This is a genomic window from Bacillus sp. JST-5 (genome assembly GCF_057747715.1).
The window spans coordinates 1-23,406 of record NZ_JBYLHW010000031.1 but is presented as its reverse complement, the minus strand read 5'-3'; the positions used below and the strand labels follow the sequence as shown (position 1 = coordinate 23,406).

The following is a 23,406-nucleotide window of genomic DNA, read 5'->3' as shown; positions in this document are numbered from 1 at the left end:
CTAAATGGATTTAAAATAAATAATTTAGCTCCCAAAGGAACAGATATAAAATTTCATCTGTCTTTTGGGAGCTGTTTTTGTATATGGCTTCTCTCAAACTTTTTAGATTTTTAATATGCTTTTGCCCAATAAACCATATGTTTAGCTTCTTTACCGCATACTACACATTGATCATGTATTTTTTCTTGTTCAAATGGGATACAGCGCGATGTAGCAGAAGTTTCTTCTTTTATATGATCTTCACATTTTCGATCACCGCACCACATTGCCTTGATAAAACCAGGATTTTCTTCTAAATTCTTTTTAAACTCATCCATGTTTGTTGCGGTACTTGTCTTCTTCTCACGATGCTCTTTCGCCTTGTTGTATAGATTTTGTTGAATATCTTCCAATAATGCCAATAATTTTTCTTCTAGTTCCGCGATTGGAGTAAAGATTTTTTCACCTGTATCTCTTCGAACTAGTACAACTTGTTCTTTCTCAATATCTTTTGGTCCTACTTCTAATCGTACAGGTATTCCCTTCATTTCATATTCATTGAATTTCCAGCCAGGCATTTTATCACTAGCATCAATATCGACACGGACTATTTTTCTTAGTCGATCTTTTAAATTATAGGCAAAATCAAGAACCCCTTCTTTATGTTGAGCAATAGGTACAATCATTACTTGCTTAGGTGCAATTCTTGGTGGTAAAACCAATCCTCGGTTATCTCCGTGTACCATTATTAATGCCCCAATTAGGCGAGTGGTAATTCCCCACGATGTTTGGTGCACATATTGCAATTCTCCATTTTGATCGGTATATTGAATGCCAAATGCTTCTGCAAAACCAGTTCCTAAATGATGCGATGTTCCAGATTGTAGCGCTTTTCCATCATGCATTAAGCTTTCAATGGTTAATGTATATTTTGCACCGGCGAATTTCTCTTTTTCTGTTTTTTGTCCTCTTATAACTGGTAATGCTAAATAATTTTCTAATACATCTGTATACACATTTAACATGCGCAATGTTTCTTCTGCCGCATCTTCATCAGTTGCATGTGCGGTATGACCTTCTTGCCATAAAAACTCTAATGAGCGTAAAAACGGTCTTGTTGTTTTCTCCCAACGAACAACATTGCTCCATTGATTATAAAGTTTTGGCAAGTCTCGGTATGAATGAATGATATTGGCATAATGCTCACAGAATAAAACCTCTGATGTTGGACGTACAACTAATCTTTCATGAAGTTCTTCCGATCCTCCATGAGTGACCCATGCCACTTCTGGAGCAAACCCTTCAATATGGTCTTTTTCCTTTTGTAACAGGCTCTCTGGGATGAACAATGGCATATACACATTTTCATGCCCTGTTTCTTTTATTTTTTGATCAAGGATATCTCGAATATTTTCCCAAATAGCATATCCATAAGGACGAATAATCATGGATCCTCGTACTGATGAGTAGTCAACGAGATCTGCCTTTTTTACAACGTCTGTATACCATTGGGCAAAGTCTTCTTCCATGGCGGTAATTTCTTCAACAAATTTCTTCTCTTTCGCCATTTTTTACACTCCTTTTTTATAAAATCATTTATTTATTCCAATAAAAAAAGCCTCCATCCAAACATAGGGACCGAGACTTGGTGGTACCACCCTCATTTACAGTAAATTTACTGTACACTCTTTTTTGATAACGGAGCAACTCCGCAATATCTTTGTCGATATTGAACTCGAAGGTAGGTTCAAACGGAGACTTTAGAAATCTCTCACCAATGATTTCCTCTCTGAAAAAGCCTTAACCGTTTTACTAGTCCTCTTCATCGTTTATCTTGTATGAATTTTTATAAAAGATACATTTTTTCCTTCAAAAAGTCAAGTTATTTAAGATAATATTCAATTAGAATTATACATGTTAATGAAATATGGAATCAATATGTTACGAAATCATTGAGAAAAATTGAAAACAGACTTATAGTGGATGAAATGATTTAACTATTAAGAAATAAGCTTTAAACCGATCACAGCCATAATAATAATGAGAATAAACACTATTCTTTTCCAATCTTTAGATTCTCCATAATATATAATTCCTATTATTGCCCCACCAACAGCTCCAATTCCAGTCCAAACAGCATAAGCCGTTCCCATTGATATTGTTTCCATTGCAAATGATAAGAATAAAAAGCTTAAGAAAAAGCTACTAATGAGATAAAGAACAGTCCACACATTCTTTTTTTCATTAAACTTATTGATGGATGTAACTCCTAACATTTCAAAAGTTCCCGCTAAAATTAGATACAACCAAGCCATTAGTTTGATTCCCCTTCTTTCTTCTCATTAGGAGTAACCAATTTCAAGCCAATAATTCCTACTAATAAGACTCCTATTAATAAAATTTTTATTATTTTTATTGGTTCATGAAATAACACCATTTCAACGATGACAGTTCCAGCAGTCCCTAATCCAACAAAAACGGCATATGCGGTTCCTACAGGAAGATTTTCGCTGGCTTTTATTAAAAAATAAAAACTTAAATAAATAGCGATGCCTGTTCCCATCCACGTCCAAATATTATATGAATGTTTCAAACCAACAACCCAGCATATCTCAAAAACGGCTCCTACAAATATTTTTATCCAGTTAACGTTCATGAATGAACCTCCCATAGTAAATCAACACTTATTATTTTTATTGAAACTAACAAATAAAACCCGAAAGATATCACATTTTTGATATCTCCCGGGCTTTTATCCCTCCGTGGCACAACTAATGGTTGTGTGTTTTCTCTTGGACCAGACCGATACAATCATCGCGGAACCCTAGAAAACATGATTCACAATTATTATGCATAACTATCAATGGATTAACAAGTATTTTTTCTCATTATCTTTTTTGAATTCTATCTGTATACATCAGTTCCTGAATTGATGATACCCCTATTCCAAACATAGAAGCTTTCAATTCAAATTCTAATTGTTTAAACTTTTTCAGTACTTCCTCCGTAGATTCTGTTGCTTCTTTTAAAATAGATCTTCCAAATCCTACGAGGTTTGCCCCTAACGCGATCGCTTTTGCTGCCTCAACACCGTTTTTAATTCCACCGCTAGCTATTATCGTTTCTTTTTTACAATAATTTCGAGCGTCGACGACCGCCTCTGATGTTGGAATTCCCCAGTCGCTAAATGCTTCTGCCGCTTTTCTTTTCACTTCATCATTCAATCGGTATTTTTCTACTTGACTCCAAGAAGTCCCTCCTGCGCCTGCTACATCAACAAAGGAAACTCCTATGTCAAACAGTTTTCTTGCTAGTCGTCCATGTATTCCCCAACCCACTTCTTTGATTCCTACAGGAACAGGTAGTTGAGAGCAAAGTTTTTCTATTTTCAATAGCAACCCTTTAAAGTTTGTATCCCCATTGACTTGAAATAGTTCTTGCATACTATTGAGATGTAAAACAAGGGCATCTGCCTCTGTCATTTCAATAATTTTTTTGCATTGTTCTAATTCAAAACCGTAATTTAGTTGAACAGCACCTAGGTTTGCAAATAAGGGGATAGTTCGTGCATACTTTCGTACTTGAAATGTATGTGCCAGTGACGGCTCTGAAATTGCTGCACGTGTGGAACCTAGCCCCATAGCCCAACCACATTCTTCCGCTGCTTCAGCCAAATGTTGATTGATTGAACTTGCTTTTTCCGTTCCTCCAGTCATTGAACTTATGACGAATGGTACTTTCATTCGTTTCTTCAAAAAGACGGTTTCGCAAGAGATTTCTTGAAAATCTATTTCAGGCAGCGCTTCGTGAATAAAACGATACCTTTCTAATCCGGTTGTTATATTATCTCCTTCCACATCTTGATTTAATGTTATTTCAATATGCTGGGATTTCCGTTTTTCAATTTCATCCATCATTTCTTTTTCACCCTCTTCCATTGAGGATTGCAAGCGCACTTCTATTATAATAATTTCCGATTATTTATAAATATTTTTCCATTATAATCGTATACATTTAATAGACTGTGAAAGGAGATGAATACAAATGGTTTGGTTGATACTTACTGTAGTTGTCATTCTTATCATTTCTTATCTTATAGGAAAATGGTTAAGAAGTTCAAAAAATTCTCAAGAAAACGAGCTATTTTTAGAAAATGAACATACTTCCTCAATGGCAAAAGAATTGGTGTTTATATTAAAAGAAAAATATAACCTTGATTCCCTAACGGTCCATCAACTGAACGGATTGAAATTCCATGAACTTTATATTCATATTTTAAGAACCGGCATACTCGATCAAGATGAATTGAACAGTTTTAATAATAAACACAAGATTGACCCGTCTATATTTATTGAAGAAAATACATCTGACCAAGATTATATAGAGGATACGGAAGATTTTATTGAGTATGAGCATGATGAAAAAGGAAATGCTTCCTAACAGCAAATTATTTCACCTTTCATTGGATGTTATGTTACTTTTAATATAACTTCCGTAAAGGTGGGATATAAAAATGAGTATTTATCAATTTTCTGCCAAAACGATTGATGGCAAAGAAATTTCTTTAGAGGAATATAAAGGAAAAGTTGTTTTAATTGTTAATACCGCCAGCAAATGTGGATTTACCCCTCAATATCAAGAGTTGCAAACACTTTATGAGAAATATCATCATTTAGGTTTTGAAATTCTCGCCTTTCCTTCCAATCAGTTTGGAGGACAAGAACTAGATTCTGAAGCGGAAATTAAGGAATTTTGCTCCCTTAACTTCGGTGTAACCTTCCCGATGTTTTCCAAAGTTGATGTCAAAGGAGAAAACGCCATTCCTTTATTTAAATATTTAACTGAAATGGCGCCAGGTTTACTCGGTTCAGAATCAATTAAATGGAACTTTACAAAATTCCTCATTAAGAAAGATGGAACGGTTTATAAACGCTATGCTCCTAACACATCTCCTCTAAAAATTGAAAAAGATATCGAAAGCTTATTAAAAAAATAAAAGATTGGCGAGATGACCAATCTTTTATATTTCTATTGGAACGAAATATTCATTTTTTCTATAAACAAGTGCATCCATGGTAGCAATTAATTCCCCGTTGCTTTCCACTTCAATTAAGTACCACGCAGTCCGATTGTTTCGTTTCACTTCCTTAGCCGTTGCGATTAATTGATGCCCCATAATTCCTGGAGCCATGAAATTAACTGTAGTCGACAAACCAACAGAAGTTTTTCCATAGGAATTACTTGCGCATGCAAATACATAATCAGCAATGGCAAATATGATTGCTCCATGGGCAGTCCCATGTGCGTTTAACATATGCTCTTTTAATTCTAATGTTGCTTTCGCCGTTCCCTCACCTAATTCTACTAGTTCAATTCCGAGAAAATTTGCATAAGGTTCATTTTTTAACGTTTCATATATTTCCTTATAATAATTTCTATGTACTGTTTGATCATTTAACTGTTGTTGACTCATTCCTTGCCACCTCATTTAGCCATATCCGTTATTGTCTCTAGTTTACTTGAATTCTAATAAAAATGAAATCTTTTGATAGAATTATTAAATTATTTTGACTATAGTATGTAGTTCTTTATTGATCATTCATTAATCTCGTACATTGTAAATATTAACTTTTCCCAACAAATAATATGAACAGCTTTGAGAGAACACACGATTTAAAAAAGATGATCCCTATTTAAATGATAGAGATCATCTTGTATTTGATTGCATTCTTGATATCGGTAAACGCTTGTTTATTAATTTATTCGTTAAAACAACTCTTTAAAGAAGTTGATGATCGCTTTAAAGAAATTTACTATGCCATCAATCAGTCTGTTCCAAAAACCTTCATTTTGAATGACATCATTAATTTTATCTTTTAATTGTTTAGCAATGTCATTTAATTGATTTTTTACTTCATCAAAGTTTATATCAATTGAACGCATACGATCAAATAAATCGATCAGCTTTTGTCGATCTGCTTCGCTTAATTGAATTTTTAATTCTTTCAATTGTTCATCAACAATTTTTTCTATTTCTTTCCTATTAGCCGGAACTTGATCAGCCATTTCTTTTTTTATTTCTGTAAATAATTGGCTAACCGACTCTTGATTTAATCCCTCTTTTTTAGCTAAATCCGTTGCTAAATTTAACTCATCATTAGAAATCTCAAGCCTAACTCGGTCAAGCTCTTCACCACCACTCACTTCATAGGCTTTATATATTCCTGTTAAGGCTGAATGCCCTGTTACTTTAATTGGAGAAGCTACATCAATCTGCGCATCCTTAATCCCTGCTGTTAATAAGGCATTTGCATACATTTCATCTGTAACTTCCGTAATGTTTTCAGGTGTTATTTGATTGACCTTTAATCCTTCTCCCTCATTTAATCTTGTGATTTTGGCAGAAGAATACATTTGGGAATTAGGGTCACCATTGATATATTTCACTAAATCTTTTGCTGTTACTGTTATTTCTTTTACATTACTTGTTTCATCGACTTTTAATAGACGTTTCACTTCTTGTTTCTGTGCTTCTGAAAGGGACTCTCCATAGACAACAATTGGAACTCCTAACTTCTCATTGATCACTTCATCATCGTTTGCTTGAACTGTCAATGTAAACAAAAATGTCAATAGTATAGAAAAGATACTGACTATTTTCCATTTTTTATACATCTATCTCGACTCCCCTTTTTCTATTTCCCTATATAAATATATGATTTTACAAGATTCATAGAATAATGTCAGTAATAAATTATATAATTCCACATCTATTCAATATTTACCTTTAAAGGATCATTCCCGTTCTTCTAATTCTTTTATTAGTTCAGGAACATTTTCACGAAAAATCGTTTCTCCATCTATTTCTACATACGGCATCTTTTTACATTCTTTACAATGATTTAAACATTCATATTCTTTTATCACTAGGTTCTTTTTTTTCAAATATAGCCCAAATTGATCTATTTCTTTTTGATTATAGAAACGATCTATATTTTTTTGACATATATGAATTTCTTTATTTTTCTTTTTTTTAAATATCGAAAAGAACGGTGTCAATGAAATCGGCTCCTTCATTCTTCATAAAGTTCAGCGGTTCCTAGGAAAATGATTTTTTTATTTATTCCGAATAAAATTATATCATGATTCTAACATTCTCCATAAAAAATGGATTGGGTTGAGTCACCCAATCCAATTGTTCCAAACCCTACCAACGATGAGCCTTTGCATTACTACGAAGTATAATGTTTGTTTGAGACATTTGCGTATGACCATTTACTTGCGATTTTGAACGCTTAGGCCTTGTCCAATTATGATGAAAAAGCTCAGAGCGTGGATCTAAATAATTTTTATAACTCAAACCACTCACCCTCTCCGGTAGGATTAAGAACTAATGATATTCTCGCGAATATCATTGTTATTTTATGAATGTTTACCTTTTTTCATACGAGTAACGAAAATAATTACTCATACGAAATTTATATTTTGCACAAATTTCCAAATTTTTTGTATAATATTAGTGAAAGCGTTTACATGTAAAAAGGAGATGTTTTTATGAGTAGCAAGGTGAATTTTGGTACAAAACTAATCCACTCAGGTTATGATTCTAAAGATTTCCTCGACAGTTTAGCTCCTCCACTTTTCCACAGTTCAACATACACCTTCCACTCAGCTGAGCAAGGAGAGGCAAGATTTGCAGGAGAAGAAACCGGATATATTTATTCAAGACTTGGTAATCCGACTGTAAGAATTTTAGAAGAAAAAATGACTGAATTAGAGAAAGGACAAGGTGCTTTAGCTTTTGGATCAGGGATGGCAGCAGTATCGAGCCTCCTTCTATATTTACTAAAAAGCGGTGATCACATCATCTGTTCCCGTGGTATATACGGATGTACTTACGGACTATTACAAATGATTGAAGAAAAGTTCGGAATTACTCACTCACTCATCTCAATGAAATCTGAAGAGGAAATTGAAAATACAATAACGGAGCATACATCATGCATTTATGTGGAAACTCCAATCAATCCTACAATGGAACTGATTGACCTTGAACTTGTTGTAAAGGTTGCGAAGAAATATAATATCCCAGTTGTAGTAGATAACACATTCTCCTCACCATATTTACAAAATCCTTTAGAAATTGGGTGCGATTTTGTAATTCATAGCGCCACAAAGTATATTAGCGGCCACGGAGACGTGATTGCAGGTATAATTGTAGGTGCTAATAAAGAAGAAATCGAAAGTATACGAATGTCAACTCAAAAAGACATCGGTGGGATTATCTCTCCATTTGACGCATGGTTGTTATTAAGAGGATTAAAAACGTTACATGTAAGAATGGATCGACATGTTGAAAATGCAAAACAAGTTTTTCACTATTTAAAATCTCAACCTCTAGTAGAAAAGATTTATTATCCTGGTGACGAAAACTCTGAATACTACCATATTATGAATAAACAAATGCGTTCACCTGGAGGTCTCATCTCTTTTACTATTAAAGGAGGTAAACAAGCAGCACAAGCATTTATGAATCATTTAAAACTCATTAAAATTGCCGTAAGTTTAGGAGATGCAGAGACCCTCATTCAACATCCAGCGACGATGACACACTCAGTCGTCCCTGAAGAATCAAGAGAATTAATGGGAATAACTGATAATATGTTACGAATGTCCGTAGGCCTTGAAGATATTCAAGATATTCTTAATGATCTTGATCAAGCATTCCAACAGATAAAGTCTTTAAATAAAGAATTGATAAAATAATCATTAATTTTACTATAGTAAAAGGAAGAAGTGATTACTGACTGAATAAATCACTCCTTCCTTTTTATATTGACTCCCCACATTCTTATGATCAGGCGGATTCAAGGAAAAGATAAAATAGTGATGAAATTAACATTTATTCTTGGACTCTTTGCATCGATTGTCGTTTAACTTTATTATAGATATTTTTAACAAGAAGATATAAACTTAAGGTTAAACTTTGGGTAAACAAATATACAGTAAAGGAATAAAAGATTTTCCAACCTTTATATTGAAAAACTTGAAAATAAGATGCTAAATATTCAAACCCCATTCCTAATAAGGACCATATAAGAATATACAATAAGGTTAAATATCCTTTAATGCCCCATCTTTCATAAAAATAAATAAATAGGTATCCAAATGGAGGATAGAGTAAATATAATAATAAATCAAATAAATCATATTTAGTCGTATCCATAATGTCATAATAATCCACTGTCGGTGATGCAATCATATGGTCATACATACGTGCAATTACCAAGGCATAGACACTTATCAATACAAAGATGCTGAATGGTATTTTTTTTGGCAAATAAATGATAATAGAATAAGATATAATCAATGCAATGATTACAAACCATTCATTTTGATCAAACTGTACTGGCAGTGGCATTAGGAATAAATCCCTTCTTTACGTAATAAATGTTGAAATATTTTTATTAGTAAAAGTGAAATAATAAAGACCAAAGTATATCCAACTACGGAAGGTAGAATACCTTTTTGACGATTCAAGATTTCAAAATGAATAAAGAACTGTTCGGCCATTAAAAGCATGAATAGAAAAAATAAAATAAGAGCACTTCTTTTTGTGTTACTTTTCATCATAAGAAAATAGTTAATGAATATTAAAAAAGAAAATGGTAATATGATTAATTCATATGTTTGAAAAGTTAAATAATCAATTGCTTGTTGAGATATTTTCCATATGCCCAAATTAATATACAACAATGAATAAAATGTAGAAATGAGAAATTCTAAACATAAAAACAAAAATATATTGACTATACTATTTAGTTTAGAAGGTGTTACAAAAAACAATATGATTAAGATTACCCCTATACAGATTGAAAGGGCTAATTTCATCCAATCAACTCCAAAAATATATATATGTCGAATTTAATTTTCCCTACCATTTAAAATTTATTCATATTTGTGAGTTCATTGGATTTTTTTTGCTAAAATTTCGCCGACCTCAAATATCTTTCCAACTTATGAATCATCCCGTAATAATAAATAAATAAAATACGGGGCACCAATCAATGCTACAATAATTCCCGCCGGAACTCCATTAGGATCTGCTATATTTCTTCCAATAGTATCTGCTAGAAGTAAAAGCCAGCCCCCCATCAACATAGCAATAGGAATAAACAATTGATTCCTAGGACCAACAAGTGCTTTTGCAATATGCGGAGACAACAAACCTATAAACGAAATTCCCCCTGTAACAGAGACAGCTGAAGCAGCTAATGCGACTGATACAAACAGCATGATTTTTCGTTCCCGCTTAATATTTAATCCTATTCCTATAGCAACAGGTTCAGATAAAGACATTAAATCTAGACGCTTAGTTCGATAAAATGTTAAAGGTATTAATATTACTAGCCATGGTAATATCGCCAAAACAAACGGCCAATCCGTTCCCCATATATTACCGGCAATCCACTTTGCTATAAAATCAACTTTCGTTTGCTCCGCCGATGAAATGAGTACAATCATTAATCCAGAAAAAGCTAAAGAAAAACCAACTCCTGTTAGCACCATACGTATCGGCTGCATCCCAATTACTTTGTTATAAGACAGCATATAAATCATTATGGCAGTCAATATTGCACCCAAAAAGGCTATTAGTGGGATCATGTATATAAATGAGTTAGCTTCAATAGGGAAAAACAAGAAATATAAAGAAACAGCAACTCCTGCTCCAGAGTTGATCCCTAAAATTCCAGGATCAGCTAAATTATTTCGAGTAATGCTTTGTAAAATAGCTCCAGACAACGCCAAAGCCATACCTGCTAATATTGTTATCACCATTCTTGGAAGTCTAATTGAGTACAAAACGAATTCTTCTTTAAATGTTCCTTCTCCTAGTAATGTTGGGATTAATCTTCCATATGACAATGAGGAGTAACCTAAACCTAGACTGATTATACAAGTAGTTGCAATAATAATAGTTAGTAATAGAAGAATTCGTCTTTGTTTATGTATTAGATTTTTAGGAATCATGTAAATGACTTCCCTCCCTTATGGACAATAAAAAGGAAAAAAGGCAATCCAATAATCGATACAATCGCAGCCACAGGCGTTTCGAACGGTGCATTAATCGTTCGGGCAACAGTATCAGCCAAAAGCATAAACATTGCTCCTGCTATAGTACACATTGGTAATATAAAACGATAATCCGTTCCAACTATAGCTCGTACAATATGAGGGACCATCAAACCAATAAACGCTAAATTCCCCACTAATGCTACAGATGCACCTGTTAAAATTGTAATAACAACAAATAATATCACTTTAATTTGCATGATTTTTTGCCCTAAGCCGATTGCCACCTCTTCATTTAAGCTTAAGATGGTTAAATGACGGGAAAAAAACATGGAGACAATCAATCCAATGATAATAAAAGGAACGATGACAACCAGCTGTTTCCAAGTGGTCCCAATCATTCCCCCTGCTGTCCACATTGAAACATCTTTTGATATTTTAAAATAAATTGCTACCCCTTCAGCGATTGCAAATAGAAAAGCAGATATCGCTGACCCGGCTAATACAATTTTAAACGGAGAAAAGCCACCTTTTTTCATCACACTAATCCCAAAAACTAGAAATGCTCCTAAAGTTGCGCCAATAATACAGCTGACCATTGTACCGAAATAATTTAAAGAAGGTATAAAAGCAATTGTTATTGCAAGTGCGGCATTAGCCCCTGCAGTCAAACCAAATATTCCTGGGTCAGCTAGAGGATTTCTAGTCATCCCTTGCATAATGGCACCGGATGTTGCTAGTGCTGCTCCTACGAATATTGCTGCCAACTCTCGAGGAAGTCGTATTTCTCGAACAATTAGGATTTGTTCGCTTGAATGGTTTGTAAATAATGCTAAAAAAACCTCTTTTACTGATAATTGTGCCACCCCTACCTTTAAAGAAAAGAAAAAGGTTAACAAAAAAAGAATGATGGCACTAAATATTTTAAGAGAAAACGGAATGGAACGATTTCTCAAACGATTCATATACTATCCCCACTTTTAAAAAATATAATAAGGGGAACTCAATGAGATCCCCTAAAATATCATTATTCTCCTAAAAAATTGTCAATAAAGAATTCCAATTGATATTCCAATGAAAGCGGATCATTAAAATAAAATTCCTTTGCATTTGCCTCAAATACACGCCCATTTTTGACAGCAGGGATATTTTTGTAAGTTTCTGTTTCCATAAATGAGTTGTCACCATCTGAATTTTTGCTAAAAATAATATAGTCTCCCGCAAATTTAGGCAAAGCCTCTACAGATAGTGCATAATAACCAGGTTCTAATGCTGCTTCTTTTACAGCTTCGGGCATTTTCAACTGCATTTCTTGATATAAAATTTCTGTTCCTCTAGCCCAGTTTTCACCAAATACATATAATTGTTTATCAAAATTTTCAATGACAGAGACTGTTGAATCTTCGCCAATCTTTGCCTTAATCTCTTCTCCAGCTTTTTTCGTTCTATTTTTAAAATCGTCAATCCAAGCTTTAGCCTCTTTTTCTTTATTTAACAGTTTACCTATTTCCAAATGTTGAGATAGATAATCTAGTTTTCCATAAGTATAAGTAACTGTCGGTGCGATCTCTTTCAACTTATCAATATTTTTTGTAGTTGATAACCCTATAATCAAATCTGGTTCCAGTTCAATAATTTTTTCTAAATTTTCTTCAGATACTTCCTCAACATCTTTTAACTTTTCCTCGAAACGCGGATTCATTTTCGACCAGCTATCTACTCCAACTAAGTTAACATCTAATGCCATAACATTCCCAGCAAAAGTGGATAATACTACAACCCTTTTTGGATCTTTCGGAACTTCCACAGGTCCATTTTCTGATTCGTATATTCTTGTATCAGTTTTTTCCTCAGATTTATCATCTTTCGCATTTTGACTGCTGCATCCATTAATAAGAATAATTGACAGTATTAAGAAGATGCTGATAGCCCATTTTTTCTTCACTTTCTTTTTCTCCCTTCAAGACATCATAAGTTATGCAAATAGGTTTATTTGTTCTAGGATCTCTTCCTATCAATGCATCGATATGAAAAACATCTCTCAAAACATCAGGTTGTACAACCTCTTCACTACTACCTGCTTTTACAATTTTTCCATCCTTAAGGGCAATGATGAAATCTGAAAATCTTGCTGCTTGATTAATATCATGAAGCACCATAATAATTGTTCTATTTTGTTCAATATTTAATTTCTTTAATAGCTCCAATACTTCTAACTGATGGGCCATGTCCAAATAAGTTGTTGGCTCATCAAGAAAAATAATATCGGTCTCTTGTGCTAATGCCATGGCGATCCAAACTCTTTGTCTTTGGCCACCCGATAAAGAATCGACATTCCGATATTTATAATCAATTGTTCCCGTTACTTCTAATGCCCATTCAATGACTTCGTAATCTCTTTTTGTTAGTCTTCCAAATCCGTTTTGATATGGAAATCGACCATAAGAAACTAATTCCCCAACAGTTAATCCTTTAGCACTATCAGGATTTTGTGGTAATATGGCAAGTTTACGGGCTAAATCTTGCGTATTTTCTTCAGCTATTTTCTTTCCGTCTAAAATAACTGCACCTGATTGGTAACTTATTATTCTAGTCATTGCTTTTAACAATGTAGATTTTCCGCAACCATTTGGTCCAATAATTGTTGTAATTTGTTGATCTGGAATTTGTATGGAAATATTTTTTATTATAGAATTTTCACCGTAGCCTATGTTTAATTCTTCTGTAAAAAGGCGAACCAAAGAATCCCCTCCAACTCAATCAATGGGAATGAGAATCGTTATCAATTGCATCTATAATATAATCGAATGAAATAGGATATGTCAATATGAAAAAAATTTTTGTAATAATATTGTCACTATGTTACTTGGTTACAAGTTTGACCAAAAGAAAAAACATCAACTTCCTTTTTGGGAATGTTGATGCTTCGTATCACTATTCAATCAATTTTAGTTTTTTTATCAATTGTTGATATAAAGTCTCTGTTTCTTGCGAATTTTTTCGATTTAAAATAATATATTGATTTTTTCCTTCTAGATATAAATAGGGAGGATAATTTTTATAAATAAACAGCTTTCCTTCACCATAGGGAGCTTCTAAATGAAACGATCCCTTTAATCTATCAAAAGCTGCAAAACCATTTGATTTAAAATCAACCTTTGGAAGCTCATCTAAAAGTTGTACCTGTTCTATTTCACTTAATGTCCATTCTACTCCATATATACCCGATATTTTTATTTGACTGTCATTGATCGTTATCGTCTCATCTTTCAAACTATAAAAAAACAATATGCCTATTCCAACCAATAAAACAGCGAAGAATCCTGCTAACCAGTATCCTCTTCTTTTTTTCTTTTCCACTTCATATTTATGAATGTAAATACTTCCAACGAGTAAGACAACTATAAATATTCCCATGCCGATTTCAAAACCATACGGGATCGGAAGAAAATATAGAATAAAAGATAATAACAAAAGTACGAATGTAGTTTGCAACAATTTCCCAAGGGCTTGTGGAAATCCATTTTTTATTAATTCTTCTTGCTCTTCTTTCGGGCGATTAGAAAAACCCGAAATTAAAGTATAATCTTTTTTCTTAACAATTAAATACGTTAGCCCGCCATGAATCAATAATGAAAAGCCCATTGTAATAATAAACACGATCGTTCCTGTAGACATAAATAATCACCTCATCTATATTACGAAATTCACTATAGATTTGTTTCAGTTACAATTAATAAATTGTTCATTTATAATAAATATAGAGGTGAGTATATGGCCAGAGAAAGGAAATTTTCCACGAGTGAATTATATGAAGCAACAAAAGAACTGTTCATTCTACATGGGTATGATGGCTTTACCTTTGGAGACTTAGCAGAAAAACTAAATATTTCAAGAGGCGCCATCTATAAATATTTTGAAAACAAAGATGATTTATTTACTTCCTATATGTTATTTGAGATGAATAAATTTTTTGACCAGCTTAAAAAAATTGAGGAATTTAAAAATTTTGAGGATAAATTTAATTATCTGATGGATTTAATTTTAAATGATACAAAAATCCATTCCATCATTCAGTTCACAAGAAATGTTTCATTAAAGAAAAGTAAAAAAATTATGAGCAAACAACAAAAATTAGACGATCTTCACATGAAAATGTATATTTATTTGGACAAATTCGTTCAGCAAGGTAAGCAGGAAAACATATTAAAAAAATCAATACCTAATTCATTAATATTAGGCTTCATTTTTCAAACAATTGCGATTCCAAATCATGATCAAATCCCTCAAGAAAAGTGGAAGGAATATATTAAAGAAATTATTCGAAACGGAATGTTTACAAACTTATCATTTGACATGTAACCCTCCATTTATCATAATGATGTTTATGGAGTTATATTTTTTTTGTTTAAAGTGACATTAGTGTAACTATTCATATTACACAGTAATTATTTTTATTTATTAGGAGGGAAGATACAGATGAAAAATTTATTACATGCGATAACCGATCGTGTTTCGACAAAAAAAGGAATGTGGGTTACATTAGGAGTTTGGTTCATAATCACCTGCCTTCTTGCAATGTTTGCCCCTTCGGCAAAAGAATATGAAGTATCAACCATACAATCTCTTCCTGAAGACGCAAAGTCAGTGATAGCCCAAAATAAGATTGATCAATATTTTGATGATAGCGAAGGGATTCCTGCTATTTTCGTTTTTCAAGACGAAAATGGAATACAGTTTCAACAGATTATAGATTTAATTGCAACAATTGAAAAAGAGAATGTTAAAGGTTTCGAGCAAGTTGTAAACCTGGCGTTATTACCACCTCAAGCATTTGAAGGATTTATTTCAGAAGACCAATCAACCGCTATTATACCTGTTAATTTTGATTCTTCTTTAGAAAATAAAGAAATAAAAAATTCTATAGAAGATATAGAAAAAATTGTAAACGAGCAATCCAATCTTGACTTTTATGTAACAGGTCCAGCAGGTATTTCTGCTGATACGCTTGACCTCTTTTCACGTGCAGACTTAGTTTTACTTTTTTCAACCATTGGATTAATTCTTGTACTATTAATTATTATTTATCGTTCTCCATTATTGGCACTCATTCCATTACTAGCTGCTGCGTTTGTTTATGAAGTAGTAATGCAAGTACTCGGATTAATGGGAAAAGCAGGACTAGTAATGAGCAATCAAACCATTTCTATTATGACCATTTTATTGTTTGCTGCTGTGATTGACTATTCGTTATTTGTTTTTTCAAGATTTCGCGAAGAATTAAAACAACATGAAGACAAGTATACAGCTATGAAATTGGCTATGAGAGGAACAGGCTTACCTGTGTTTTTCTCAGGTGGAACCGTTTTAGCAGCGATGCTAGTGTTATTTTTCGCAGAGTTTGGAGATTATCGCAACTTTGCACCGATATTCGCAACGACAATGGTTATTATTATGATATCATCTGTAACACTTGTACCTGCGTTATTTACTCTATTTGGAAGAAAATCATTCTGGCCAACAGTTCCTAAAGTTGGGGATGCAAAAATTAAAGAAAATTCAATTTGGAGTAAAATCGGGAAATTCGTTGTTAAAAAACCTGTCATTTCTGTTGCTCTAGTAGGAATTTTACTAATTGTATCTGCAAGTAATGTGTTGAATGTAAAATATGAATTCGACACCATGAAATCCTTTCCAAAAGACATGCCTTCAAGGCAAGGTTATGAAATTTTAGGTGAAAAATTCTCTAAAGGAGACTTGGCACCGACAACGGTTCTAGTAGAATCTAATAATGCCATTACTAACAAGCAGCTAGAAGAATTACAAAAACAACTATTAGAACAACCGTTAGTAGAAAGTGTACGTCTTAATGGTGCAGAGCAAGAAGGAAAAGTTCTATCATTACAATTAACATTTAATGAAAACCCATATTCTGAGGAAGTAATGAATGCATTAGACGATATCATCCAAGATGCGGATTCAATTGTTAAAAATGCTGAAATTGACGGAAACATTTATTTTGCCGGAGAAACAGCGAAACTCATAGACGAAAGATCTGTAAATCAACGTGATGTATTATTAATTGTAATCCTTGAAACGATTTTAATATTCGGAATGTTAATTTACTTAACAAAATCTATCAAAATGCCTATTTATATGATGGGCACAATATTAATATCTTTCTTATCTGCCCTTGGACTTGGAATATTCTTAACAGATTTATTCTTTGATATCGATACTATCAGCGACAGAGTACCTCTTTATTCATTCGTTTTCCTTGTCGCATTAGGTATTGATTACAATATTATGTTAATCTCAAGATTCTTAGAAGAACGTAAAACTCATTCAACTAAAAAAGCAATCGAAATTGCAGTGGCCAGCACCGGTGGAGTGATTTCTTCTGCAGGAATCATTTTAGCGGCAACATTCGCAGTATTAATGACCCAACCAATCGAATTATTATTTGTGTTTGGATTTATCGTAGCTGTCGGTATTCTACTTGATACGTTCTTAATTCGCGGAGTTCTATTACCAGGGCTTATCACACTGTTTGAAAAAGATAAAAAGGTATCCCATCAAAATAACAATCATTAATAATATAAAAAATATGTACAACCTTAAAACCTGTCCACAACTCTCAAAACTGTGGACAGGTTTTTTTTATTCAGCAAATTCGTCACATTCATTTGTTCCACTAGAGGAAAGTCACCACAAAACCTCAAGTAAAAACTTATTACAAACAGCAATCAAAAGTCTTAAAAATGACTAGATGGAAATGAACAATTTTAATAAATAAATTACTTTACGTAAATATAAAAAATTTTCAATTGCTAAAATTTCGAAAACCGAATATTATTCTTATATGAAATGATTCAAAAGAACTTAGTAACAGGGATTGTGAGGAATAAATATATGTGGCGCAATAAAAATGTTTGGATTCTCTTAACAGGAGAACTAATTGCAGGATTCGGACTTTGGCTTGGAATTATTGGAAACTTAGAATTTATGCAGGAAAAAGTTCCTTCTGATTTTCTCAAATCTCTTATTCTTGCTTCTGGTTTACTAGCCGGATTAGCCCTCGGTCCATTAGCAGGACAAATCATTGATAAATATAATAAAAAATCCGTTATGCTTTTTAGCGGGTTGGCAAGAGCCGCTAGTGTCATATTTATGCTCATTGCATTAGAGACAGGTTCTGTTTGGTGGATGGTTGTTTTCTTAATCTGTTTACAATCATCAGCCGCTTTCTATTTCCCTGCCCTCCAAGCAGCAATTCCTCTTGTTGTTGAGGAAAAAGATTTACTACAAATGAATGGGGTACATATGAATGTATCAACTATTTCACGAATCCTTGGTACTGCACTTGGAGGAATATTAATTGTCATCGTTTCATTACATATGCTTTACATTGGTTCCATTGTTGCATATTTATTACTTTTTATTCTAACTCTATTTTTAAAAATAGAAGAATCCCAGCCAAAACCAGAAATTGATACAAAAAAACCTTTAGTCGTAAAATCTAAGTTTAAAGATGTGTTTCCAATCATAAAAACCATTCCAATTGTTTTTATGACATTGATATTAACATTAGTTCCTCTTTTATTTCTTGGTGGATTTAATTTATTGGTCATAAATATTAGTGAAATCCAAGACAGTTCTTCAATAAAAGGGTGGATATATGCAGCAGAAGGAATTTCTTTTATGATTGGTGCATTTTTGGTTAAATATATCAGTCAAAATCGAAGACCATATGTGATATTATTTACGTTTTCCTTTGTAATCGGAATATCTCAAATCGTTCTCTATTTTGCCGATGTAGCCATTTTATCTATTGCTGCATTTGCTATTTTTGGTTTCTCCGTAGGATGCTTTTTTCCGACAGCAGCAACTATTTTTCAAACAAAAATTCCGAAAGAATTTCACGGAAGATTTTTTTCATTTAGAAATATGTTAGATCGTTTTGTTTTCCAAGTTGTTCTTTTACTCACAGGATTTTTACTTGATGCTATTGGATTGCAATATATGAGTCTCCTTTACGGGTTGTTAACCATTACCATGACTTTATTATTTCTATTAAAAACGAGAAAATTAAACTTCGCTGAACCTGTAAAAGAAACAACAAAAAGTATGTAGAAAAATCCCTGTGCCAAGTGTGCAGGGATTTTTATATGTTCGTTAAATGTTCTATATATTCTTTTAATGAATAAGCGGTATGACCGTTTCTACCTATCGTAGTTTCGGATGTTATCAAAGAGTTTAGAATTGCTTCCTCTGTAGCATCTGCAACTGCAATAAATGCTTGATTAATTTCCGCTTCATGTATAGAAGTAATATAACTAAGTTCACCTGTTGGAAAGTGAGGGATTTTATTAGCTGTTGAAAAACCAATGACAATATCTCCACTTTCATTTCCAAAATATGATCCAGTTCTTGCCAATCCCACAGAAGTACGTTTAATGATACGTTTTAATTGTCGTTCAGTTAGTGGTAAATCTGTTGCGACAACTATAATAATCGATCCCTTATCTTCTTCATTTCTTATTGGTGATTGAACTATTTTACAAAGCTGTTGTCCAACCGGAATACCATTCAATCGAAAATGTTCCATCTGTCCAAAATTGGATAGAACTAAAACACCAATCGTATACTTACCATAAGAAGTCTCAACAATTCTAGAAGAGCTTCCTATTCCTCCTTTTAATCCAAAACAAACCATACCTGTCCCTGCTCCAACAGCTCCTTCTTCAAATAAGACATTAGAGCGTTGAATGGCTTGGAAGACGTGGTCTTCCTTTACGTAACCAGCCCTAATATCATTTAATAACATGTCATTACACTCACAAACAACAGGGTTAATGGTACCAGTGGTTCTTCCTATTTCTTCATTTTGATTAAGCATGTATTGAATAAGTGCATGAGAGCATACCCCCACACTCAAAGTATTTGTTAATATAATAGGTGTTTCAATGGTACCCATCTCATCTATTTGCACTGTTCCAATAGATTTTCCAAAACCATTAATAACATAACTTGCGGCCATTACTTTTTCTTTAAAAAGATTTCCTTGGTGAGGGATGATTGCCGTAACCCCTGTTTTCATATCACCTTGATTGAGTGTTACATGTCCAACAGTTACCCCTTGTACATCCGTAATTAGATTTTTCGGACCAATTTCTAATGTTCCTATTTGAATTCCATAGTCTCTAATTCTCTTCATTTTTACTCCCCTAATTATCAAACGTTAATCTATTTAAACCCACTTTCTTCCTATTATATATAAAATTATTACCCATTTTTGTATAAATGTTCCACAAAAAAAGGCAGGTAGATGATTCCATCATAACTGCCAATTAAAATAAGCTATTTAGATAGCATATCTCTATTAGCTGCTTGTGGAGGTTGTTCCATCCATCCATAATCAATCATTAGATTCGCTCCATCTTCTACAAATAAACTTATGTCCATTAAATTTTTCGCATACATCGCACCTAAATCTCGTCTTGAGCTTAATGATGAAGCATTTCCATACATTCGAATCTTCATAGAAAACATATCTATTTTATGAAATAACATTAATTTATCTGAAAAAGGTGGTTCATTGGATGTTGTTACTAAATGATCTAACAAATTAGGTGCAGGTAAGTTTTCTTTACGTAACATTTTTGAACTTGATTCAATATGACGAGCAGTTATATCTCTCCCTCTGATAAAATATTTTTTTATCTTTTCATCTTTTACCACTTGGCTAAATCCAACAAGCAAAGCTTTACTTGCTACATTATTTTCTATATTGTCATATAAGTGTGTAATTTCTAGCCCTTGAAGTGGACGATTTCCAAAAAATCCGTTCAAGTACTCTTGCATTATGTATAAATTCTATTCTATCTGGATATGGGATGGTAGGTGGTTTTATTAAGAAACCTTTATCAAGCATTGCGTTAATAACATTCGTTATTAAACCTATAGTCTTTGTTAGTGTGTGAATAAATAATTCTCTAATATCAGATCGAGTCATTAATGGGATCGCTAAAGAATACAAGCTCATCCCTGCTTTGCAAGTATATTTTAAATAATGCAAATAAAATTCGTCGTGGAAAAGTCTTGGTGCATTTTTATTTACATCGCCTTCAGTGAATCCATTAGGCACAGGAAAATTTTCTTCATTAAAAATATTAGTAATTGAGGTAATAATCTCCTTACAAATTTCCAATGCTTGATTAACAATATCCCTTATTTCTTGATCTTCTACATGCTTTAAAAAATATTCAAGAATTTGAATAGACATGGAGTTTCCCATATATGTAGCCCAAAGTTTACTTATTTCTACAGATGTCATTTTTAACTGTTGATGTTCATTTCCCATTTTATATCCCCTTACTTTTTTTTATTTATTATGCAATACGTGTTGATTTTATATACAAATATCATTACAATAATAAATTTGTAAGGGTATACATTAATGGTCTGACTTTTTTGAATATTTATAAATATATTGTTTTTCTATAATAGTCGTATTATTCTTTAAATAATACTGAAAACATCATTATCGATACAACTAGGAGGTTTATACATTGACGGGGAGACTTTCCATTTCATCATATTTTTTTATAGGAGTCATGTTATTTGCACTATTTTTTGGAGCAGGTAATTTAATTTTCCCTGCACAATTAGGTCAATTCGCTGGTACAAATATAATTCCAGCCATTGGAGGATTTTTAATCACTGGAGTTGGATTACCTTTGTTAGGTATTATGGCTATGAGCTTCTCTGGTAGCAACAACTTGCAGGAACTTGCATCGAGAGTGCATCCGATTTATGGAATCTTTTTTACATCATTGCTTTATTTAACCATTGGACCATTCTTCGCTGCCCCACGTACCGGTACTGTGGCATTTGAAGTAGGGATTTCTCCATTCATACCTGAAAATAACCAGCAATTAGGTTTATTGGTATATACACTCATATTTTTCTTAATCGCTTTATTTTTTTCGCTAAAACCCGCGAAAATTGTCGATAATGTTGGAAAATTGTTGGCCCCTGGTCTTGTTATACTTCTTATCATTTTGCTTTCAGCAGCTTTTCTCAATCCTATGGGAAGTATCCAAGATCCTACAGATGGTTATGTAAATAATTCATTTTTGACAGGGTTTCTTGAAGGATATAACACGATGGACGCCCTTGCTTCTTTAGTGTTTGGAATTATTGTCATTAATGTCATTAAAGGGCTTGGAATTACTTCAAAAAAAGAAATATTAAAAACATCTGTGATTTCCGGGACATTAGCTATCGTTTTACTAGCTGCCATTTATATTGGCATTGCCTATTTGGGTGCAACAAGTGTTCAATCACTAGGTATTTTTGCAAACGGAGGACCCGTTCTCAGCGGGGCTGCAAACCATTATTTTGGAACGATTGGATCTATTTTACTTGCAGCTGTTATAATATTGGCTTGTTTAACAACCGCCATTGGATTAATTGTAGCTAATTCAGAATATTTCCATACTCTTTTTCCTTCTGTTAGTTACAAATGGTTTGTAATTATTTTTACCGGTTTTTCTTTTGTCATCGCCAACTTTGGACTGTCAAATATTATCTCATACTCTATACCAGTATTATTGTTTTTATATCCGTTGGCTATTGTACTCATTATATTAACATTTTTATCTCCATTATTTGGACATGCAAAATTTGTGTATATGTCCACTATAGTAATAACATTTTTTGTTAGCATATTTGATGGAATAAAAGCATTATGTAATTCACTGGAAATTGAATATTTTCCATGGATAGTTCCAGTTATCGATTTCTACGAGTCATATCTTCCTCTCTATACAAAAGGGTTAGGGTGGTTACTACCTGCAGTTGTTACCATTGTTGTAACTTCTTTAATTGTTCGAATTTTTCAAAGAGGATGACCTTTGGTTTCCCATTTATAAAAATAGTGTAAAAGCAGCATTTTGGGTGTTACATTTATTGTATAAAAAAAGGGGTGTTAATAATGAACTGCGCCCTATAAAGTAAACAATTTTTAAAAAAGGGATACTGCGATCTATGCAGCGATAAGATGACTACGGTATTCTGCCGGAGTCATCTTATTTAAATTCCATTGTTTTCTGCTGGTATTATAGTGTTCAATGTAATTCTCTACAATATGTTTCAATTCCTCTAAGCTACTAGCTGACCTGTATTCTATTTCATCCTTTAAATGACCGAAGAATGATTCCATTGGGGCATTATCTAGGCAATTCCCTTTACGTGACATCGATTGAATTAGCCTTAATTGTTTAACTCGTTTTTGGTATTCTGGGTGCGTATAATGGAATCCTTGATCTGAGTGAATCATTGCTTCGGGAT

26 protein-coding genes, 1 riboswitch and 1 other annotated feature are annotated in these 23,406 nt (G+C 33.0%); of the genes, 7 read left to right on the top strand and 19 right to left on the bottom strand.

Annotation, left to right across the window (positions count from 1 at the left end):
• Positions 1-110: 110 nt before the first annotated feature.
• The 4 genes from proS to fni all read right to left on the bottom strand — a co-directional run bounded on the left by proS (position 111) and on the right by fni (position 3,896).
• On the bottom strand, positions 111-1,547 hold the full coding sequence (gene proS / locus AC3ASS_RS08080) for a proline--tRNA ligase (RefSeq protein ID WP_488283013.1): 1,437 nt from the start codon (positions 1,545-1,547) through the stop codon (positions 111-113).
• 62 nt (positions 1,548-1,609) lie between these two features.
• Positions 1,610-1,814, bottom strand: a binding site (T-box leader).
• Positions 1,815-1,979: 165 nt separating this feature from the next.
• Positions 1,980-2,294, bottom strand: coding sequence for a DMT family transporter (locus AC3ASS_RS08075; RefSeq protein WP_488283012.1), 315 nt, complete (start codon positions 2,292-2,294; stop codon positions 1,980-1,982).
• Positions 2,294-2,635: a DMT family transporter gene (locus AC3ASS_RS08070; RefSeq protein WP_488283011.1), complete on the bottom strand. Its 342-nt coding sequence runs from the start codon at positions 2,633-2,635 to the stop codon at positions 2,294-2,296. Before AC3ASS_RS08070 ends, AC3ASS_RS08075 begins: the two co-directional genes overlap by 1 nt.
• A gap of 83 nt (positions 2,636-2,718) precedes the next feature.
• Positions 2,719-2,818, bottom strand: a riboswitch (guanidine-I (ykkC/yxkD leader).
• A 49-nt stretch (positions 2,819-2,867) separates the two neighbouring features.
• A complete protein-coding gene (gene fni / locus AC3ASS_RS08065; RefSeq protein ID WP_488283010.1) occupies positions 2,868-3,896 on the bottom strand; it encodes a type 2 isopentenyl-diphosphate Delta-isomerase in 1,029 nt (342 codons plus the stop codon).
• Between the two features lie 127 nt (positions 3,897-4,023).
• On the opposite strand from fni, the gene AC3ASS_RS08060 reads away from it, so the two are divergent.
• Positions 4,024-4,419, top strand: a complete 396-nt coding sequence (locus AC3ASS_RS08060) for a hypothetical protein (RefSeq protein WP_488283009.1) — start codon at positions 4,024-4,026, stop codon at positions 4,417-4,419.
• A 73-nt stretch (positions 4,420-4,492) separates the two neighbouring features.
• On the top strand, positions 4,493-4,975 hold the full coding sequence (locus tag AC3ASS_RS08055; protein ID WP_488283008.1) for a glutathione peroxidase: 483 nt from the start codon (positions 4,493-4,495) through the stop codon (positions 4,973-4,975).
• 24 nt (positions 4,976-4,999) lie between these two features.
• On the opposite strand, the gene AC3ASS_RS08050 is transcribed toward AC3ASS_RS08055, so the two are convergent.
• The 4 genes from AC3ASS_RS08050 to AC3ASS_RS08035 all read right to left on the bottom strand — a co-directional run bounded on the left by AC3ASS_RS08050 (position 5,000) and on the right by AC3ASS_RS08035 (position 7,339).
• A complete protein-coding gene (locus AC3ASS_RS08050; protein WP_488283007.1) occupies positions 5,000-5,452 on the bottom strand; it encodes a hotdog fold thioesterase in 453 nt (150 codons plus the stop codon).
• Between the two features lie 293 nt (positions 5,453-5,745).
• The gene (locus AC3ASS_RS08045) at positions 5,746-6,654 is read right to left on the bottom strand and encodes a DUF1002 domain-containing protein (RefSeq protein ID WP_488283006.1); all 909 of its coding nucleotides are present in this window, start codon (positions 6,652-6,654) and stop codon (positions 5,746-5,748) included.
• Positions 6,655-6,774: 120 nt separating this feature from the next.
• On the bottom strand, positions 6,775-7,038 hold the full coding sequence (locus tag AC3ASS_RS08040) for a DUF1450 domain-containing protein (RefSeq protein WP_488283005.1): 264 nt from the start codon (positions 7,036-7,038) through the stop codon (positions 6,775-6,777).
• Between the two features lie 148 nt (positions 7,039-7,186).
• Positions 7,187-7,339 (bottom strand): YpzG family protein, encoded by a 153-nt coding sequence (locus AC3ASS_RS08035; protein ID WP_488283004.1) that lies wholly within the window; start codon positions 7,337-7,339, stop codon positions 7,187-7,189.
• A gap of 194 nt (positions 7,340-7,533) precedes the next feature.
• Here AC3ASS_RS08035 and megL point away from each other — a divergent pair, with 194 nt between their 5' ends.
• On the top strand, positions 7,534-8,745 hold the full coding sequence (megL, locus tag AC3ASS_RS08030) for a methionine gamma-lyase (protein ID WP_488283003.1): 1,212 nt from the start codon (positions 7,534-7,536) through the stop codon (positions 8,743-8,745).
• Positions 8,746-8,881: 136 nt separating this feature from the next.
• On the opposite strand, the gene AC3ASS_RS08025 is transcribed toward megL, so the two are convergent.
• From AC3ASS_RS08025 to AC3ASS_RS07995, 7 genes are all read right to left on the bottom strand, one after another.
• A complete protein-coding gene (locus tag AC3ASS_RS08025; RefSeq protein WP_488283002.1) occupies positions 8,882-9,400 on the bottom strand; it encodes a hypothetical protein in 519 nt (172 codons plus the stop codon).
• On the bottom strand, positions 9,400-9,870 hold the full coding sequence (locus tag AC3ASS_RS08020; RefSeq protein ID WP_488283001.1) for a hypothetical protein: 471 nt from the start codon (positions 9,868-9,870) through the stop codon (positions 9,400-9,402). Before AC3ASS_RS08020 ends, AC3ASS_RS08025 begins: the two co-directional genes overlap by 1 nt.
• Positions 9,871-9,996: 126 nt before the next feature.
• Positions 9,997-11,010 carry a FecCD family ABC transporter permease gene (locus tag AC3ASS_RS08015; RefSeq protein WP_488283000.1) on the bottom strand — a complete coding sequence of 338 codons (1,014 nt, stop codon included), beginning with the start codon at positions 11,008-11,010 and terminating at the stop codon, positions 9,997-9,999.
• Positions 11,007-12,017: a FecCD family ABC transporter permease gene (locus AC3ASS_RS08010; RefSeq protein ID WP_488282999.1), complete on the bottom strand. Its 1,011-nt coding sequence runs from the start codon at positions 12,015-12,017 to the stop codon at positions 11,007-11,009. The genes AC3ASS_RS08015 and AC3ASS_RS08010 overlap by 4 nt, the downstream gene beginning before the upstream one ends.
• A gap of 62 nt (positions 12,018-12,079) precedes the next feature.
• Positions 12,080-12,997: an iron-hydroxamate ABC transporter substrate-binding protein gene (locus AC3ASS_RS08005; protein ID WP_488282998.1), complete on the bottom strand. Its 918-nt coding sequence runs from the start codon at positions 12,995-12,997 to the stop codon at positions 12,080-12,082.
• On the bottom strand, positions 12,942-13,793 hold the full coding sequence (locus AC3ASS_RS08000) for an ABC transporter ATP-binding protein (protein WP_488282997.1): 852 nt from the start codon (positions 13,791-13,793) through the stop codon (positions 12,942-12,944). Before AC3ASS_RS08000 ends, AC3ASS_RS08005 begins: the two co-directional genes overlap by 56 nt.
• Positions 13,794-13,986: 193 nt before the next feature.
• Positions 13,987-14,730 carry a DUF3784 domain-containing protein gene (locus AC3ASS_RS07995; protein ID WP_488282996.1) on the bottom strand — a complete coding sequence of 248 codons (744 nt, stop codon included), beginning with the start codon at positions 14,728-14,730 and terminating at the stop codon, positions 13,987-13,989.
• 96 nt (positions 14,731-14,826) lie between these two features.
• Between AC3ASS_RS07995 and AC3ASS_RS07990 the strand changes: the two genes are divergently transcribed.
• The 3 genes from AC3ASS_RS07990 to AC3ASS_RS07980 all read left to right on the top strand — a co-directional run bounded on the left by AC3ASS_RS07990 (position 14,827) and on the right by AC3ASS_RS07980 (position 19,185).
• Positions 14,827-15,414: a TetR/AcrR family transcriptional regulator gene (locus tag AC3ASS_RS07990; RefSeq protein ID WP_488282995.1), complete on the top strand. Its 588-nt coding sequence runs from the start codon at positions 14,827-14,829 to the stop codon at positions 15,412-15,414.
• A 117-nt stretch (positions 15,415-15,531) separates the two neighbouring features.
• Positions 15,532-17,646 carry an MMPL family transporter gene (locus AC3ASS_RS07985; RefSeq protein WP_488282994.1) on the top strand — a complete coding sequence of 705 codons (2,115 nt, stop codon included), beginning with the start codon at positions 15,532-15,534 and terminating at the stop codon, positions 17,644-17,646.
• Positions 17,647-17,964: 318 nt separating this feature from the next.
• A complete protein-coding gene (locus AC3ASS_RS07980; RefSeq protein WP_488282993.1) occupies positions 17,965-19,185 on the top strand; it encodes an MFS transporter in 1,221 nt (406 codons plus the stop codon).
• A 31-nt stretch (positions 19,186-19,216) separates the two neighbouring features.
• On the opposite strand, the gene AC3ASS_RS07975 is transcribed toward AC3ASS_RS07980, so the two are convergent.
• The 3 genes from AC3ASS_RS07975 to AC3ASS_RS07965 form a co-directional block, all read right to left on the bottom strand.
• Complete coding sequence (locus AC3ASS_RS07975) at positions 19,217-20,269, bottom strand: DmpA family aminopeptidase (RefSeq protein ID WP_488282992.1); 1,053 nt, start codon at positions 20,267-20,269, stop codon at positions 19,217-19,219.
• Between the two features lie 143 nt (positions 20,270-20,412).
• Positions 20,413-20,916 carry a DUF3231 family protein gene (locus AC3ASS_RS07970; protein ID WP_488282991.1) on the bottom strand — a complete coding sequence of 168 codons (504 nt, stop codon included), beginning with the start codon at positions 20,914-20,916 and terminating at the stop codon, positions 20,413-20,415.
• Complete coding sequence (locus AC3ASS_RS07965; protein WP_488282990.1) at positions 20,846-21,415, bottom strand: DUF3231 family protein; 570 nt, start codon at positions 21,413-21,415, stop codon at positions 20,846-20,848. Before AC3ASS_RS07965 ends, AC3ASS_RS07970 begins: the two co-directional genes overlap by 71 nt.
• Positions 21,416-21,623: 208 nt before the next feature.
• On the opposite strand from AC3ASS_RS07965, the gene brnQ reads away from it, so the two are divergent.
• On the top strand, positions 21,624-22,967 hold the full coding sequence (brnQ, locus tag AC3ASS_RS07960) for a branched-chain amino acid transport system II carrier protein (RefSeq protein WP_488282989.1): 1,344 nt from the start codon (positions 21,624-21,626) through the stop codon (positions 22,965-22,967).
• A gap of 134 nt (positions 22,968-23,101) precedes the next feature.
• Here brnQ and AC3ASS_RS07955 read toward each other — a convergent pair.
• Positions 23,102-23,406, bottom strand: a 305-nt coding sequence (locus tag AC3ASS_RS07955; protein WP_488282988.1) for an integrase core domain-containing protein, incomplete at its 5' end; no start/stop codon positions are given.